At 67.1% G+C, this 16,345-nt stretch carries 13 protein-coding genes and 1 pseudogene; 8 read left to right on the plus strand and 6 right to left on the minus strand.

Annotation, left to right across the window (positions count from 1 at the left end; genetic code table 11):
- The first annotated feature begins 45 nt into the window (after window positions 1-45).
- Both ACZ42A_RS04735 and ACZ42A_RS04740 read left to right on the plus strand, forming a co-directional pair.
- Entirely contained in the window at window positions 46-894 is an 849-nt protein-coding gene (locus ACZ42A_RS04735; protein WP_468525671.1) for an oxidoreductase, read from the plus strand.
- Window positions 895-937: 43 nt separating this feature from the next.
- Window positions 938-1,858, plus strand: a complete 921-nt coding sequence (locus ACZ42A_RS04740; RefSeq protein ID WP_468525672.1) for a helix-turn-helix domain-containing protein — start codon at window positions 938-940, stop codon at window positions 1,856-1,858.
- A 355-nt stretch (window positions 1,859-2,213) separates the two neighbouring features.
- Here the strand turns inward: ACZ42A_RS04740 and ACZ42A_RS04745 are convergent, their stop codons facing one another.
- On the minus strand, window positions 2,214-3,323 hold the full coding sequence (locus tag ACZ42A_RS04745) for a low temperature requirement protein A (protein ID WP_468525673.1): 1,110 nt from the start codon (window positions 3,321-3,323) through the stop codon (window positions 2,214-2,216).
- Window positions 3,324-3,956: 633 nt separating this feature from the next.
- Window positions 3,957-4,991, minus strand: a complete 1,035-nt coding sequence (locus ACZ42A_RS04750; protein WP_468525674.1) for a helix-turn-helix domain-containing protein — start codon at window positions 4,989-4,991, stop codon at window positions 3,957-3,959.
- 853 nt (window positions 4,992-5,844) lie between these two features.
- Here ACZ42A_RS04750 and ACZ42A_RS04755 point away from each other — a divergent pair.
- The 6 genes and pseudogenes from ACZ42A_RS04755 to ACZ42A_RS04780 form a co-directional block, all read left to right on the plus strand.
- Complete coding sequence (locus ACZ42A_RS04755; RefSeq protein ID WP_468525675.1) at window positions 5,845-6,363, plus strand: (2Fe-2S)-binding protein; 519 nt, start codon at window positions 5,845-5,847, stop codon at window positions 6,361-6,363.
- 2 nt (window positions 6,364-6,365) lie between these two features.
- Window positions 6,366-7,355: an FAD binding domain-containing protein gene (locus ACZ42A_RS04760; protein ID WP_468526139.1), complete on the plus strand. Its 990-nt coding sequence runs from the start codon at window positions 6,366-6,368 to the stop codon at window positions 7,353-7,355.
- Complete coding sequence (locus ACZ42A_RS04765; RefSeq protein WP_468525676.1) at window positions 7,352-9,562, plus strand: xanthine dehydrogenase family protein molybdopterin-binding subunit; 2,211 nt, start codon at window positions 7,352-7,354, stop codon at window positions 9,560-9,562. The genes ACZ42A_RS04760 and ACZ42A_RS04765 overlap by 4 nt, the downstream gene beginning before the upstream one ends.
- Window positions 9,563-9,651: 89 nt before the next feature.
- Entirely contained in the window at window positions 9,652-10,851 is a 1,200-nt protein-coding gene (locus ACZ42A_RS04770) for an XdhC family protein (protein WP_468525677.1), read from the plus strand.
- A 534-nt stretch (window positions 10,852-11,385) separates the two neighbouring features.
- Entirely contained in the window at window positions 11,386-12,216 is an 831-nt protein-coding gene (locus ACZ42A_RS04775; protein WP_468525678.1) for an SDR family NAD(P)-dependent oxidoreductase, read from the plus strand.
- Between the two features lie 37 nt (window positions 12,217-12,253).
- Window positions 12,254-12,588 (plus strand): annotated as a pseudogene (locus ACZ42A_RS04780) (Dps family protein); the annotation flags it as partial.
- 646 nt (window positions 12,589-13,234) lie between these two features.
- Here ACZ42A_RS04780 and ACZ42A_RS04785 read toward each other — a convergent pair.
- From ACZ42A_RS04785 to ACZ42A_RS04800, 4 genes are all read right to left on the minus strand, one after another.
- Window positions 13,235-13,402: a hypothetical protein gene (locus ACZ42A_RS04785; RefSeq protein WP_468525679.1), complete on the minus strand. Its 168-nt coding sequence runs from the start codon at window positions 13,400-13,402 to the stop codon at window positions 13,235-13,237.
- A 721-nt stretch (window positions 13,403-14,123) separates the two neighbouring features.
- Entirely contained in the window at window positions 14,124-14,690 is a 567-nt protein-coding gene (locus ACZ42A_RS04790; protein WP_468525680.1) for a Dps family protein, read from the minus strand.
- A gap of 170 nt (window positions 14,691-14,860) precedes the next feature.
- A complete protein-coding gene (locus tag ACZ42A_RS04795; protein ID WP_365473284.1) occupies window positions 14,861-15,667 on the minus strand; it encodes an SDR family oxidoreductase in 807 nt (268 codons plus the stop codon).
- A 117-nt stretch (window positions 15,668-15,784) separates the two neighbouring features.
- Window positions 15,785-16,201 carry a GlcG/HbpS family heme-binding protein gene (locus tag ACZ42A_RS04800; RefSeq protein WP_443309013.1) on the minus strand — a complete coding sequence of 139 codons (417 nt, stop codon included), beginning with the start codon at window positions 16,199-16,201 and terminating at the stop codon, window positions 15,785-15,787.
- Window positions 16,202-16,345 lie beyond the last annotated feature (144 nt).

Here is a 16,345-nt window from a genome sequence, read left to right on the forward strand (position 1 = left end):
ATCCAACCCGATTTTCCTAAAATCAAACGAATGAGAGGTAGTGGCATGGCCACTTGGTTCATCACTGGTGCGTCCCGCGGTTTCGGCCTGGAGATCGCGCGCCAGGCACTGGAGCGGGGCGACAAGGTCGTGGCGACGGCCCGCAGGCCTCAGGACGTGCAGGACGCGCTCTCCCAGTACGGGGACAGTCTGCTCGCTGTCGCCCTGGACGTCACCGACGAGGCGCAGGCCCGTGAGGCTGTCGAGGCAGCCGTGGAGAAGTTCGGGACGATCGACGTCCTGGTCAACAACGCAGGACGCGGTGTGCTGGGCGCGGTGGAGGAAACCACCGATGCCGCGTTCCGCTCGGTCTACGACACCAACGTGTTCGGTCTGGCCAACGTCACCCGCGCCGTACTGCCGGTCATGCGCCGGCAGCGTTCGGGCCGCGTTCTCAACCTGAGTTCCATCGGGGGCTTCGAGAGCGTGGCGGGCTTCGGCGTCTACTGCTCGACCAAGTTCGCCGTGGAGGGCCTGTCCGAGGCGATGCGCGCCGAACTGGCGCCGCTGGGTATCCAGGTCACGATTGTCGAGCCGGGATATTTCCGGACCGACTTCCTCGACGCCACCAGCCTGCTCACAGAGGGCCGAATCATCTCCGACTACGCCGAGACCGCCGGCGCGGTGCGCCAGGCTGTCCCCGGGCTCAATCACGCTCAGCCCGGTGACCCGGTCAAGGGGGCCACGGCCATCCTCGCCCTTGCCGACGCCGCCAACCCGCCGCTGCGCGCCCAGCTCGGCAGCGACTGCGCCTCGGCCATGGACCGTAAGATCGCTCAGCTTCGCGAGGAGACCGACACCTGGCGGGAGCTGGCCCTGTCCACGGACCATGACGACACGAAGGTCACCAACTGACCCGCCGTATGACTCGCATGAGTCACACGAGAAGGAGGCTGCCGTGACAGAACTCGGTGAGTACCTGCGCGCATGCCGCGCCCGGGTCAGTGCGGAGCAGGTGGGGCTGCCCACGTCCGGGCACCGCCGGGTGCCGGGACTGCGGCGTGAGGAACTCGCCTCGCTGGCCGGCGTCAGCGTGGACTACATCGTGAGGCTGGAACAAGGCCGCGTGAAGTCCGCGTCGCCCGCCATCCTCAGTGCCCTGGCCCGGGCCCTCGAGCTGCGGCCCGACGAGGAGGAGTACCTGCTGCGGTGTGCGGCCGAAGCCGGCATCTCCGACCGGGCGAAGCCGGTCACACCGAGAAATCAGCAGGTATCGCATGCCACCCAGGTCCTCCTGGACAGCATGGTGAATGTCCCGGCACTCGTGCTGGGCCGCCGTATGGACATCCTGGCGTGGAACAAACTGAGCGCCGCGCTGTTCACCGACTACTCCAGGCTGCCGGCCAAGCGGCGCAACCACATCTGGCTCACCTTCCTCGATCCCGAGGTCCGGGGGCTGTACGCGAACTGGGAGCAAGTGGCCCAGGAGTGTGTCGCCTACCTCCGCATGGACGCCGGCCGTTACCCGAACGATCCCGAACTCGCCCGTCTCGTCGGGGAACTGTCCTTGAAGGACCCCGACTTCCGCCGATGGTGGTCCGACCACAGGGTCCGGGCGCAGCGGCATGGCCGCAAGGAGTTCGTCCACGCGATCGCCGGGGAACTGAGCCTGGACTTCCAAGTGTTGGATGTGCGGGGCTCCACTGACCAGAGCCTGCTCGTCTACACGGCGGAACCGCACTCGCCGAGCGCGCAGGCCCTCACCTACCTGGCGGGCTGGGCCGCTACCGAGCTCCCGGCTCGGCCGACGGAGGCGGCAGGATCCCTCCGGCGGCCCGGGGCAGCACCTTCGGCGGGGGAATCCAACGACGGGGCGTAGCGCATCAGCGGGACGGCCGGGCCGAGACACTTGGGGAGCAGGGTGTGCGACACCCTGCTCCCCAACGCTGTCCGTCTATACGCTCCTCACATGTTCGGCAACGCCTCCCGCCGCCTGCTCCCGCCTGCTCTATGAGGGCACCCAGCAGATTCGGTGAGGAGTCGCGCCCCTCGGACTTGGTTGAGCAGCTCAACGAATCCACGACCAGCAGTGGGCTCCGATGCCGCGCGCGAGCGTCTCGGAGGACACTGAGGGCGCACCGAGTTCTACGGCGAGTGAAAGCTGAGGACTATGGGTGCATCTCACGCCACCGAGCGCAGTGGTCCCCATGGTGGAGTCCCGGCGTAGTCGTGTGTCAGCCAGTACTCAGGGTCGTCTCAGAGGCTTGGGTCCTTTGTGACGCCAGGCGGTGGTCGACGGTGGCGATGGCCGTCAGGACGACCACAACCATGGTCATACCGATCCAGCCGGCGATGGACGCCGTCGCTCCCAGCGGCACCGCGCACACCGCTCCGACCACGCGGTCGGCGATCCGTCCGCTTCCCAGCAGGCCCCGGTAGGCCGCGTGGCCCAAGAGGAACAAGGCTGTGCCGCAGCCCAGCCACCACCGGTGCGCATGACCATCGAAGTGGTGGATGGCGTCGGTGATCCCCGCGGCGACCAGGATGATGCCGACGATCATCACGAGGTGTCCGCCGGTGAATGCGTAGTAGGCGAGCATTTGGCGACGGTGCTCGGTGGCCTTCTCGAACTCGGCGTCGGCCCGGCTTTCGTCCCCGTCGAAGTACACCCACCACAGGCCCGACGCCACGGCGATTCCCAACACCACGCCGAGCGCCAGGGGTGCATCCACCGCGTGGCTCTCCGATCCCTCGGCGCCGATCCCGATGGCGACCACCGACTCGCCCAGAACCACCATCAGCAGCAGCGCATGCCGCTCCACGAAGTGGTGCGGCTCGAGGACGAAGCCGCGGATGCGGCCCAGGAAGGGCGAGAGGTACAGGACCAGCACTGCGGCGGCCCAGCACACCCAGCCCCATGCTTCCGGAAGGTGAGGGGCGACGAGTACGAGAATGCCGGCCGCGGCGTTGAACGGCATGTTGCGCAGGATGGCCTGCCGCGCCGACGGGACATTGGCGGTCAGATAGACGATCCCGTGGATGGCAACGACGGCCAGATACGCCAAGGGGAAGGCCCAACCCTCGGGCGTGAAGGCGTAAGGCACATCCAGCCCCATGATGAAGAAGCCGGTCATGGCAAGCATCAGCAGCAGGCGCACCTGCACCGCGTCGGGCCGCACCGCGTTGGTGAGCCATCCGAACCCGCTGAACATCCACCACACGATGACCATCGGGAACAGTCCCTTGAGGAGGCCCACCCACCCGGGATGGCTCTCCACCGCGTGGGTGACCTGGGTGACGAAGAAGACGAACACCAAGTCGAAGAAGAGCTCGACCGGCGTCACACGGCCCTGGGTACTCTCTGAAATCCACAGTCGCCTGGGAACGAGAGAAGTCTCATTCCGTTCGTTTCTTCTCATGGGCGGTTCGCTTTTCCTCATCGGTGCGAGCGGACAGCCGTCCGCCGGGGCACCCGGTGGCGGATCCCGCGATCGAAAGAGGCGGCAGAAACGCCACAGTGCGCCTGACCCTGCTCGCCATGGCTGAGGGCAAAGGTCTCCTGGCAGTTGGCGGCATCCAGATTAACTGATCGTTTCTGCGTGAGATCGGCGTGCCGGTTGGGTTCGACTCGCTGCTCGGCAATGACCACGGTCGCCTCGACCTCACCGGGTGATCGACGCGATGGTGCGGATCGTGCCCAGCGACACGAGCTATTTCTGCAACGTGGTACCGGAGTTCATCGAGAAGATGGTGAAGCAGAGCCAGGCCGAGGCATGGGACATCACCATCCGGGTTTTCCGTCCACGGAGATCGACGACAGCGGAGACCGGAAGGCCCTCATCCCGCATTTCCTCAGGCCCCGGCAGGGGCGAATTTCCCCCAGAGGTCTGGGGCTGTTGAACAACGAGAGCGCGACAACCAGCGGATCGGCCATGCCCCGAAGGCTCCGTGAGGACGATTTTCCGTTGATCACTGCGTCACCGGCCTGGGCACGGTAAGTCGAGGTCAGTGGTGTCGGTCGCCGCCGCGCTCGAGGCCGGCAGCGGCACCGCTCGCGTCTCCCGGCTCTCGCTCGGCGGCGCAGGCACCAGCCGTGGCGCGGCTGACGCGGAACGGGGGCCGCTCGGCCGGCCGACCACGGAGTCGGTCCCCCGGGAGGCAGACGTGGCCGTTCTCACGGCACTCGTGGCGATGGCCGGATCAGCGGTACGGGTGAGCCGGCGAAGGCCTGCGTCGGAGGGCGAGCCCGGGACGATGCTGTGGGTGAAGAGCGTCTGATCAGGTTCGTTCGGAATGTGGAGGCGTTCGCTGTGGAGCACGATCTCGCCGACAAGAGGATGGCGGTAGCGACGTCGGCCGTTCCTGAGCTCAACCTCATGGGTGGCCCAGATTCGGCGGAATTCGGAACTCACCGCCGTGAGCTCGTCGACGAGCGCGGCGACGGCTGGATCGTATGGATGGCGGGCGGCGTCGAAGCGCAGCATGGCGATTGCCTCGTGGGCTGCGACGTTCCAGTCCGCGTCCGGTGCCTCGCCCGGAGCGTCGAGGATCAGCCAGCGCAGGTAGTTTCCGCGGGCTCCCAAGCCGCGGAACAGCGCGTGCGCGGGCTCGTTCATGGCGAGGAGGTCGAGTAGCCGTCCGATGACGAACGCCGGGGTGGAAAGGTTCTCGAGCAGCAGGCGTAGTCCGGCGCTGATCTGCTGGCCGTCGGCACACCCGGGTGCGTGGGTGGCAGACGTCCGGGCGATCTCGTACAAGTAAATTCGCTCGACAGGGGTGAGGCGCAGAATCCTGGCGACCGAGTCCAACAACGCGTCTGACACGTTGGGGCAACGGCCCTGCTCGAAGCGGACGTAGTAGTCCACGCTGATGCCGGCGAGGTCGGCCACCTCTTCCCGCCGAAGGCCGGGCACACGGCGTGCTCCAGGCCCGAGCGGCAGACCCGCCTCCCCGGGTGTCACCCGGGCACGGCGTGAGCGCAGGAAATCTTTGAGCATCGTGTTGCGGCTCATTGGGGCCGCCGCGTGTCAGCGAGGGGGGGTACTGGCGTACCTAGGGTCGTGGCCGCCCCAGGGACAAATGCGCCCCTTCCGCGCCTGACGGTTATGTCATCAACTACAGGCATGCCAACTCTCTCGGGCGAGGTCGAGCGGGTGCTCTCCACAGGCGTTTCTAGTCGGACGTCGGCTCTGTTCAAGAGGCAGTCCGAGGCGCGTTCTGACTTCTGCGGTACTGGTGGGACTGCCGGGACTGATGGGACTGGTGGTGGAAATGGCGGGACGCCTTTAGATCTGTCCGGAGGGTCGGTGGTGTGACGGCGGGCGAGGAGCAGGTGCTCGAGGAAAACCGGGCGTCGGCGTTGACACACAGGGTGTGGCAGCACTCGGTGCATCGAGGCTGAGAGGTCGTCGATCATCGGGACTGCCTCGCGCGGAGGTAGGGTGCGGCGGGAATGCGTATTACAGGACAGGATCCCGCTGCCTATACGAACTCGCATCCGTAGCGTCCCTGGCGGGATGCCCCTGAGCGGATCCTGCGGACGTGGACGCGTTCGGCCTGCGACAGTGCGGCGGGGTGCGGCGTGCGTCTCTTGAACAGACTCGTGGCGCCGGGTCGCCGACTTCTTGCCACCTCCACGACCTGGGACGACGCCGACGCGTGTTCGATTTGCTGGCGCGTCGAGCACCAGAACCGTGAACAGACCCCACACGCATAGGCACACGGCGGCTATTTCTCTTCAGTGGCATGATTGTACGAGGTGGCGGAGTGACTTTTGCTGAGCAGCGACATCTGACTGCAGGGCCGGAATCAAACAATTTCCCTTGCCTGGCCAGTAACCCTCCGGAAACTCAGAATTGAGGCGCCATGAAGCATGTGGAAACCGAGGCACGGTCGGCCGGACAGGCACCGCCGGAAGTGCCCCAGGTCGACGTCACCCTGAATGTGAACGGCATACTCCACCGGCTCCGGCTCGATGCGCGGGTCACGCTGCTCGACGCGCTGCGTGACCATCTGGGCCTGAACGGGGCCAAGAAGGGGTGCGATCAGGGTGCGTGCGGGGCCTGCACGGTCATGGTCGACGGGAAGCGTGTGGTGTCGTGTCTGGCGCTGGCGGCGCAGTACGAGGGGCGTGAGATCACCACCGTCGAAGGGCTATCGGTCGACGGCGAGCTGCACCCCATGCAGGCGGCGTTCGCCCGGCATGACGCGTTCCAGTGCGGCTACTGCACGCCGGGGCAGATCATGTCGGCGGTCTGCCTCATCGCCGAAGGACGCGCGAACTCGGACGAGGACATCCGTGAGTTCATGAGCGGCAACATCTGCCGCTGTGGCGCTTACCCGAACATTCGCGCGGCGATTCGCGAAGTGACAACGGAAGGTTGATGATGCACCCCTTCGCATACGCCCGGGCCACCGACGCAGACCAGGCCGTGGCCGTGGTCAGCGCTGATCCGAACGCGTCGTTCCTGGCCGGCGGCACCACGCAGCTGGATCTGATGAAGGACGGGGTTCTGAACCCCGAACGGCTCATCGACATCACCCGCCTGCCCCTCGGCGGCATCACGCACACAGACTCGGCGATCCGGGTCGGCGCGCTGACGACGATGGAGGAACTGGCCGCCGATCCCGTCGTGAGAGAGCGGCTGCCGTTCGTACGAGAGGCCCTGCTGCTGGGCGCCTCGACCCAGCTGCGCAACATGGCCACCATCGGCGGAAACCTGCTGCAGCGAGCCCGGTGCCGGTACTTCAGAGACCCCACCGTCCTCGCCTGCAACAAGCGCAACCCGGGCTCGGGGTGCGCCGCCATCACGGGAATCCAGCGGATGCACGCCATCCTCGGCACCAGCGACCACTGCATCGCCCTGCACGCCTCGGACGTCGCGGTACCGCTGACCGCGCTCGACACGATCGTCCACGTCCAGGGCACGGACGGCCCACGGTCGATTCCCCTGACCGAGTTCTACCTGCCGCCGGGCGACACGCCGCACGTGGAGAACGTGCTGCGGCACGGTGAGCTGATCACGGCGATCGAGATCCCGCTGCTTGCCGAAGGAGCGCGGTCTCACTACATCAAGGTCCGTGACCGTGTCTCCTACGAGTTCGCGCTGGCCTCGGCCGGCGTGGCTCTGGTGATCGAGGATGGTGTCGTTCAAGAGGCGCGCGTGGCGCTGGGCGGGGTCGGCACCATCCCCTGGCGCGCGTGGGACGCCGAGGACGTCCTGCGAGGGGCCCGCGCGGATGCCGACGTCTTCCGCGGCGCGGCGGAGGCGGCCCTCGCGGAGGCCAGGCCGCTGCCCGGCACCGCGTTCAAGGTGGAGTTGGCCAAGCGCACCCTCGTGCGCACGCTGGAGACTGTCGCAGGAGTGCTGTCATGACGACTCTCGAAACCGGCACGGTCGTGGGGGCGGGCCTGGACCGCGTGGACGCCCCGCTGAAGGTGACCGGATCGGCTCAGTACCCCAACGACTTCTCCTTCCCCGCTATGGCGCACGCCGCCCTGGTGGGCAGCACCATCGCCGCGGGGCGCATCCGCAGCATCGACGTAGCCGAGGCCCTGGCGGCGCCGGGTGTGCTGACCGTCATCACCCACCTGAACGCGCCGAAGCTGGAACGCGGCCCGATGACACTGCTGGGCGGATCGCCTCCGGCTCCGCTGCAGGACGACCGCGTCCTGCACTACGGGCAGCACATCGCGATCGTGGTGGCCGAGAGCGCCGAGCAGGCCCGGCACGCCGCACGGCTGGTACGCGTCGAGTACGAGGCTGCCGAGGCCCTGCTCGACGTCGACGACCCGCGTGCCGAGATCGTCGAGAACCCCTGGGGGCTGGACACCGAGCGCGGAGATGTCAACGCCGGATTCGCCCAGTCCGATGTCGTTGTCGAGGGCACCTACACCACCCCCGACAACACCAACAACCCGCTCGGCCTGATGGCCACCGTCGCGTACTGGCACGGGGACGCGCTCACCGTGCACGACTCCACCCAGTGGCCGCACAACGTGCGTACCTCGCTGGCCACGATCTTCAAGGTCCCCGAGAGCGGCATCCGCGTGCTCGCCCCCTTTGTCGGCGGCGGCTTCGGCGCCGGCCTGCGGGTGTGGTCCCACGTCATCCTGACCGTGCTGGCCGCCCGCGAGGTCAAGCGCCCGGTCAAGCTGGTCCTGACCCGGCCGGAGATGTTCACCTCCGTGGGGCACCGGCCCAACAGCGTCCAGCAGATCAAGATCGGTGCCACCCGGGGCGGGGACCTCGTCGCCATCGAGCATCACGGCATCTCGTCGGTCGCGATGGAGGACGACGACTACGAACCGGTCTCCTTCGGATCTGCCGTCTCCTACGCCTGCCCCAACGTGCTGACCCGCGACCGGCAGGCCCGGCTGAACATCCCCTGCCCGGGCTCCATGCGCGCGCCAGCCGAGGGCCAGGGCAACTTCGCTCTCGAGTCCGCCATCGACGAAGTCGCCCACGCCATCGGTATGGACCCCCTCGAGATCCGCCTGCGCAACTACGCAGAGGAGAACCCGCTGCTCGGCCTGCCTTGGTCGAGCAAGGCCTTGCGGGAGTGCTATCTCGAGGGCGCCGAGCGGTTCGGCTGGTCGCGCCGTACCCCGGAACCGGGCTCCATGCGCGACGGCCGCTGGCTCGTCGGCTACGGCCTGGCCGGCGTCTCCTACCCGTTCTACCAAGTGCCGTGCCAGGCCCGCGCCTCGGTGCGCCACGACGGCTCGGCATACGTGCGCAGCGCCGCCACCGACATCGGAACCGGCACCTACACGGTCATGACCCAGCTGGCGGCCGAGCTTCTGGGACTCGACGTCGCCCGGGTGCGGTTCGGCCTCGGCGACTCCGACATGCCCTACTCCCCCCAGGCCGGCGGCTCCGGCCTCACCGGGGCTCTCGCCAACGCCGTCCACGCCGCGTGCCGACGCCTGGTGCAGGAATTCCTCGACGTCGTGCGCGACGACACCGAATCCCCGCTGCACGGAGCCGCGCTCGACGACGTGACCGTCACCGACGGGCGCGTCCACCGCATCGGTGATCCCGCACGGGGGGAGACCTACACGGAGATCCTGACCCGTCACGGCCTTGAAGAACTCAGCGCCGACGGCCGGAGCACTCCCCCGCAGGCCGAGGAGCTGGGGATGGCGCTCTCCGGCGCCTTCGGAGCCAAGTTCGTCGAGGTGCGCATCGACCCGGAACTGGGCCTGCTGCGGGTGGCCCGGGTGGTCTCCGCGATCGACGGCGGTCGCATCCTCAACGAGAAGACCGCCACCAGCCAGATCATCGGCGGCACGGTGGGCGGCATCAGCCAGGCGATGTTCGAGGAGACGGCCACCGACGCGGTCACCGGCCGCATCGCCAACGCCACGTTCGGCGACTACCTGATGCCGGTGAACGCGGATGTTCCCGACATGGAGGTGCTGTTCGTCGGCGGTCCCGACCGGGCAACCGCGGTCGGAACCAAGGGAGTCGGTGAGGTCGGTCTGGTCGGCCTGGCCGCGGCCATCGGCAACGCCGTCTTCCATGCCACCGGACGCCGCCTCCGCTCCCTTCCGATCACCATCGACCAGCTCATGCTCTGAAGACCGGCTCCGCGGCCGTGAGCCGCGGAGCCGTCGCCGGCGCCACCGTCCGGCGCCGTATCGCACCGCCGTAGGCCGGGGAGAAACCCATGCTGGACATCGCACGAGAGCTGTGCCAGTTGCTTGAGCAAGGCCATGACTTCGCCGTCGCCACCGTGGTCGCGGTCAGCGGTAGCGCACCCCGTGCGCCTGGCGCCGCCCTTGCCGTGGACGGCGACGGCACTGCCATCGGCTCGGTCTCCGGCGGCTGTGTGGAAGGCGCGGTGTACGACCTGTGTCAGCAGGCGCTGAAAGACGGTGAGACCGTCCTGCAGCAGTTCGGGTACAGCGACGAGGACGCCTTCGCCGTCGGCCTCACGTGTGGCGGGGTCATCGACATCCTGGTCGCGCCGGTCCGTGCCGGTAATCCGGACCGGGACGTCCTCGCTGCCGCGTTGTCCGCCGCACGCTCACAGGAGACGGTTGCGCTGGCTCGTGTTGTCGACGGACCGGCCGAACGGCTCGGTCGCGCGCTGACAGTCCACTCCGACGGGTCGTATGAGGGAACGCTCGGAGACCAGCCCCAGCTGGATCGCACCGCAGCAGCCAGGGCTCGGGCGATGCTGGAACTCGGGCGCACCGGGACAGTCGTGATCGGCGAGGAGGGCTCCTACTGCGGTCGCCCGCTGACACTGCTGGTCGAATCCAGTGCCCCGGCCCCCCGCCTGATCGTCTTCGGAGCAATCGACTTCGCGGCAGCGCTCGTACGGCTCGGCAAATTCCTCGGCTACCACGTGACCGTCTGCGATGCCCGACCGGTATTCGCGACCAAGGCGCGTTTCCCCCAGGCGGACGAAGTGGTCGTCGACTGGCCTCACCGCTACCTGGCAGCCACTCGCCTCGACAACCGAACAGTGCTGTGTGTGCTCACGCACGATGCCAAGTTCGACATACCGCTCCTGCAACAGGCGCTGAAGCTGCCGGTTTCCTATGTCGGGGCCATGGGGTCCCGGCGCACCCACGAGGACCGCATACGGCGCCTGCGCGCAGCAGGGGTAACCGATCACCAGCTGGCCCGGTTGCGATCGCCGATCGGCCTCGACCTCGGCGCGGCCACGCCCGAGGAGACGGCCCTGTCGATCGTTGCCGAGATCGTCGCCGATCGACGGGGCGGCTCAGGCCTCCCACTGGCCAGTACAGGCACTTCCATTCACCATGACACGGCTTCCGTCTCCGGTTGCCGTGTGCGAGAGCAGCCAATGCGGACTGCCGCTCCGCGTCTTCTCGACGACAGCGCATCCGTCAGATGACACACCCACACCAGCACTGCGCAATACACAGAAGAAACGTCTCTGCGACGCTTTGGCCGAGCTGAGCAACCCGGCGCGCGACGGAGCGGACCCGGGGTCGGCGGTACCCGCCGGACAGGTGACGACTGTCCCCAGGGATGGCCCGCGCCAGGGTTGCGGCGCGGTGTTCCATTACGACCCCGGCGATCCCTCGAACAGTGCCGTCATGCCACGCGATTCAAGCCGCTGCTGGTGGAGCGTCTGCTCGGCGATACCTGAGCGCCCTTCTGACCAGCGCTGCCCCGCCTCACAGAGAGCACGTCATCAAGCTCACGCGCACTGCGTTCGGCGCGCCTGTGCGCTCGTCATCGGACCTCGTTTCCAAGGAGAGAAGATGTCTCCGGCTTGTCGCCGACCCCCGCACCGCCTTGGATGCGGAGACCGCCGCTTGGGGAGCGAGCTGCCGAAGTCCACCGACTTCCTCGACCAGGAACAGGTCGCATGAGAGAAACAGTGAGTGCAACAGGGCGGCTCGCTCAGCCGAGAAGACACGACATGACGGTGGTGCTCACCGGCGCTACCAGCGGCATTGGGCAAGCCGCCGCCCGTCTGCTGGCTCCGCATACGACTCAATTGATCCTGCATGGACCGCAAAGGCCACAAGAAGTAATTCGGCAATTGCAGGAGCTCCGCGCTTCCGGCGCAGGAGAGGTGCAATACGTACAGGCTGACTTCGACAGCCTGGCCATGGTGCGCGCGCTTGCCTCCGAGATCTCGAAGATCACGGATCGGGTCGACGTACTCATCAACAACGCAGGCCGTCCGGGAGCACCGCGGCGTCGGCTCAGCCAGGACGGCAATGAAGCGACTCTACAGACGAACTACCTAGCGGCCGTCCTGCTCACCGAACTTCTCACCCCGTCGCTCCTCGCATCCGGCGGCCGAGTAGTCCATGTCGCTTCGTCGACCCATCTTTTCGCTACGCTCGACCCGGACGACCTCAATCTCGAGCGCTCCGACTACAGCGCCACGATCGCGTACGCACGCTCCAAGCTGGCGTTGGTGGCGCACGCTCGCTGGCTGGTCGAGCAGGCTCCGCAGCCCCAGCCGGACACCGTAAGTGTGCACCCGGGAGTCATCAGCACTGATCTGTTGCACGCCATGTTCGATATACGCGGTGATTCGGTCGTGCGCGGAGCCCACAATGTTGTGAACGCTGCCCTGTACACCAATAGGTGGGCCGGCCAGTACCTGGACGAGAGACGGCCAGTCCAGCCGAACCCTATTTCCCTCGACGCCGAATTCCGGCACCGACTCGCCAAGCACACATTCAACGTCTTGCGCCGCTCCGGCCCAGTACCCGGAGAGGCTCAAGCCTTCCCCTGAGCGCGCCCCGTTCGATGCCTGCCAGTCGCTTCACCGGCGGCAAGTTCATCGGCGGCAACTCGACGAGGTCGTGACGGGCGCCCGAGAGTTCTCCGACGCTGTCGCCGAGCGGGCTGCCGCACTCGGCATCACGCCCGGCGGACGGGCGGGACCATCGCCGCCCGCAGCAACCTGCCCGGTTACCCGGCTGGTTGGGTAAGGGACAGCGATGCGGTAGCCGCAGTCGTAGAGTCCTTGGCGCAGGTTGTCGTCCGGATGCGGGAGCGGGTCACGAACACCGCAGAGGCCGACCCGGTCACCCAGGACCTGCCCATCTCCATCACCGCGGACCTGGAGAAGCAGCACTGGATGTTCCAGGCGGAGAACACCTGACACCGACCGCCGTTCCCCCCATGCCGCGATGAACTCCGGGTTGTGGGCGTCGGTACGCCGGTGTCGTGGCGATGAGCCCCGGCCGGGGCCACGGGGGACAGCACACCGGCCGGGGCTCGTTCCTGGAGGAAGAGGGCAGTCAGTCCCGCATCCACTGCCGAATCATAAGATCGATTGGACATCCTGTCCAACGTGCTGCCCAAAGAGGGAAGCAGACATTGTCGGGCCCTGCGCGACCGCGCGACAGGTGACCGCGATGCCGACGGCACCTGACAGCTGGCCACATCCCGCTGTCGTCGGCCACATCCTCCTTATGAGGTGACCTCACTGACTTCCGACGGCCGACGAGCCTCACGACCGGGAATCTGTCGCCAACGCAAGCACTCCCAAGGTCGTCGGACCGCCTGCCTCTGTCGGTCCGGACCGGACCGACAACAGCACTCGACGGGTGTAAGGCCGTGCTACATGGCGGCCCACTGGATGCGATCTGCTCCACGCTGAGTTCGGTACATGTCACGCCGCCACGCAGGCACTCCTCGATCACGGACAGGATCCGCGCACAGGCGGGGGCCCTCGATGCCGTCACGCGACGGCCCGAGCCACGAGATGAACTTGCCCAACGGTGCAGTGATCGGGCAGCCCGGAATCAGCCGTAGAAAGACAGGGCGATGCCCGTCAGCAGGGCGGCCAACTCCGCCGGCTTCGACAGGAACGGTGTGTGGCCGCCGGGCATTTGGCGTACCGCATCGGACCTCTCGGCCAGTGCCTGCTGGCTCTCGGTGGCCAGGGCCTGGGGCTCTGACGGAGTGGGCACACCGTAGAAGCCCAGGAGGCTTTCACCAACGTCGGGCTGGAACGCCGCCCGGTAGACGATGCGCCATCAACCCTTCGTCCTCCACCGCCCGTGCCATGACACCTTGCGCCGTATGCCAGGCACGGCTGGGTCGGGATCCGCCGCTGGATCCGTCATTCTCGACAGCGCGCGCTGCGTGCTGCGCCGCTCTTCTGCGGATGCCGCCCAGTAGACCGCCGACCGAGCCATCGGATAAACCTGACTCAAGCGTCGATCGTGAGCATGCCTGCGGCCACGGCAGGAGCAGAGGCGTCGATGCCGATCCCGAGCTGTTCGGCCACAAGCCACAGCAAAGCCGGTTCGCCGGCCGGGTCCGCTGCTGCAGGCAGCGGACATCGCCGCGCCCCTGGTGGAAGCCCGGTGACCCACCCTTCTGCTGGAACGAGAGCAGAGACAATGCTCCGCTCATGACGCAGACCGAGACCCGCTGCAGTTCCGGGTCGCGGTTCACCTGGGTGAACTCCATGTACAGGCCGCGCACCCATCCGTGCGGGCGCTCAGGTGCAGGCGGCCAGCGATCTCCTTAGAGCTTGGCCGTCGTGTAGGTTCGCGCCCGTCAGCTCCCCCCGCGAGGGAGCAGGCGGCACCACCCACTCGAACAGCTCCCACAACTCATCCGGCACCGGACGCTCAACGATGCCCACGATGCCAGACGATCGAACACGCCAAATGAGACGACCTCTTAACGGTTCTCCGCCCGCATCATCCATGCGTGCTTTTCCAGGTCGCCGATGATCGCGTGCAGGAGGTCGGCGGTCGGCGGATCTTCCGCGTCCACCTCGTCACGTGCCTGCCTGAGCGTCGCCGCTGTAGCACGGAGGCGGGTGTCGAGCAGGGAGGCCACGGTTGCCGTGTCCTGCTCTCCGCCGGGGAAGGCGGGAAGCGTCGTGGTCGCGGCGACCATGTCGGAACGTCCGTCCACGGCGGGGCCGAGTGCGCGTATGCGCTCGGCGACCGTATCGGCCGCCTCCCTGGCCGTGTCGACGATGTCGTCGAGTTGCAGATGCAGGTCACGGAAGGTGCGACCTACGACATTCCAGTGTGCCTGCTTGCCCTGCAGGTGCAGCTCGATCAGATCGACGAGCACCTGCTGAAGGGCGCCGGTCAAGGCCGGTGACGCGGTGATCAACGGAACGTCGTCCTCGCTCCGCCTTTTCGTCACGGTCGAGCCTATGGTTGTCACACTCTCTCCGTTCAACAGCCCAGGAGGCGCACCCGGCGCGGCGTCGACAGCGGCGGGATGCGCCATCCGGGCATCCAGTGGGAAGTGCCCCGTGTCAGGGCATCAGGTGGGACGGCATGAGGGCCTTCCGGTCACCGCCGCGGATGTGGGAATCCGCACCGCGCCAGAAGGCCCTCAGCCGTTTCAAGGTGCCTCGGAGGAGATCCGCGTCAGGGCGATCTCCGTGGACGGAACACCTAGATGGTGATGTCCCAGGCCTCGGTCTGGGACTTCTTCAGCATGTCCTCGACGAAGCCCGGCACCACGTTGCGGAACTTGCCCGTGTCGCTGGGCACGATCCGCACCATCGCGTCGATCATCTCCTGGGGGTCGAGGCGACCTTCATCGGTGCCGAGCAGCGAGTCGAACCCGGCCTGCACGTCGGCACGCTTGTTGAAGTTCTTGTCGTCGTCGAGCCACCTGAAGGCCGTCTCGGCCATGGTCTCGTTGAAACCGGTCAGGTAGGCGCCGGGGTTGACGGTCTGCACCTTGATGTTGTGCGGGCGCAGCTCGTCCCGGAGCGCCTCCGCGAGGGCCTCGAGCGCGTGCTTGGTCGACACGTAGGGGCCGAAGCCGGTCGGGGTGAACAGACCGCCCATCGAGGAGGTGAAGACCACCTTGCCCGGCCGGCCCTGGTCGATCCACTTGCGGGCGAACTTCTGAGCGAGCTCGAGCGGGGCGAACACGTTCGTCTCGAAGTTCTTCCGCAGCAGCCCGACGGGGATCTCGCTGACCGGACCGGCCTCACCGATACCGGCGTTGCTGAAGAGCACGTCGATGTCCCACTTCAGCGCGGCCGCGACGTCGTACGGGTCCAGGACGTCCAGCTTCTCGACCCGCAGGTTGTCCAGGCCGAGTTCGCGCGCCTTCAGCCGGAGCGCCGCGACCTGGGGGTAGATCTGGGCCGTGGCGATGACGTCGTGACCCTCCTTCGCCAGACCGATGGCCGCACCCTCACCGAAACCCGATCCGGCACCCGTGATCAGAATCCGCTTACCGCTCATGATGATGCATATTCCTTTACTTGGTTTTTTGTATGTGGTGATTTTTCAGAAACCGATCGACAGGACCGGTTCATGGCACACCCCAGCCGGGGCGGAAGCTCAGGCCGGGACGGAAACTCAGGCCGACGCGGCAGCGAGCGCGGCAGCGGCCGCCTGGGCGATCTCGGCATCCTGGGCGACCGACCCCCCGGACACACCCACGGCCCCGACGACCACGCCCTCGGCGTTGCGAATCGGCTTGCCGCCGGCGAAGACCACCAGTCCGCCGTTGCTGTTCTCCAGGCCGAACGACGTACCGCCCGGCTTGCAGTATTCGAAGAGCGCTTCGGAGTCCAGCTGGAACAGCGCCGACGTGCGCGCCTTCCCCATCGCGATATCGGCGGAGCCCAGCAGGGCACCGTCCATACGAACGAAGGTCTTGAGGTTCGCACCGGTATCGAACACCGCGATGTTCACAGGCAGCGCCATTTCCGCTGCCCTTCGCACACCGGCCGAGAGAACCCGCTGGGCCTCTTCGGTCGAAATGTCAGGCACTGCGACCAGCTCCTTACATAGTGTCTTCATTGCCGACCGCTTTCGTCATTCAGGCGCTTGCCGTGAATTTCTGCTAACCGGTCGGCGTTCCCTTTCGACATCCATGTTTGGCCATGCCGGGCGTGGGGGTAATCCGTCATCCGA

It is taken from the genome of Streptomyces sp. NPDC030838 (assembly GCF_055572035.1).

Coding starts and splice junctions, on each gene's coding strand:
- ACZ42A_RS04735 (WP_468525671.1), top strand. CDS start 46: ATGGCCACTTGGTTCATCACTGGTGCGTCCCGCGGTTTCGGCCTGGAG.
- ACZ42A_RS04750 (WP_468525674.1), bottom strand. CDS start 4,991: ATGAGCCGCAACACGATGCTCAAAGATTTCCTGCGCTCACGCCGTGCC.
- ACZ42A_RS04755 (WP_468525675.1), top strand. CDS start 5,845: ATGAAGCATGTGGAAACCGAGGCACGGTCGGCCGGACAGGCACCGCCG.
- ACZ42A_RS04760 (WP_468526139.1), top strand. CDS start 6,366: ATGCACCCCTTCGCATACGCCCGGGCCACCGACGCAGACCAGGCCGTG.
- ACZ42A_RS04765 (WP_468525676.1), top strand. CDS start 7,352: ATGACGACTCTCGAAACCGGCACGGTCGTGGGGGCGGGCCTGGACCGC.
- ACZ42A_RS04770 (WP_468525677.1), top strand. CDS start 9,652: ATGCTGGACATCGCACGAGAGCTGTGCCAGTTGCTTGAGCAAGGCCAT.
- ACZ42A_RS04775 (WP_468525678.1), top strand. CDS start 11,386: ATGACGGTGGTGCTCACCGGCGCTACCAGCGGCATTGGGCAAGCCGCC.
- ACZ42A_RS04790 (WP_468525680.1), bottom strand. CDS start 14,690: ATGGCGCATCCCGCCGCTGTCGACGCCGCGCCGGGTGCGCCTCCTGGG.
- ACZ42A_RS04795 (WP_365473284.1), bottom strand. CDS start 15,667: ATGAGCGGTAAGCGGATTCTGATCACGGGTGCCGGATCGGGTTTCGGT.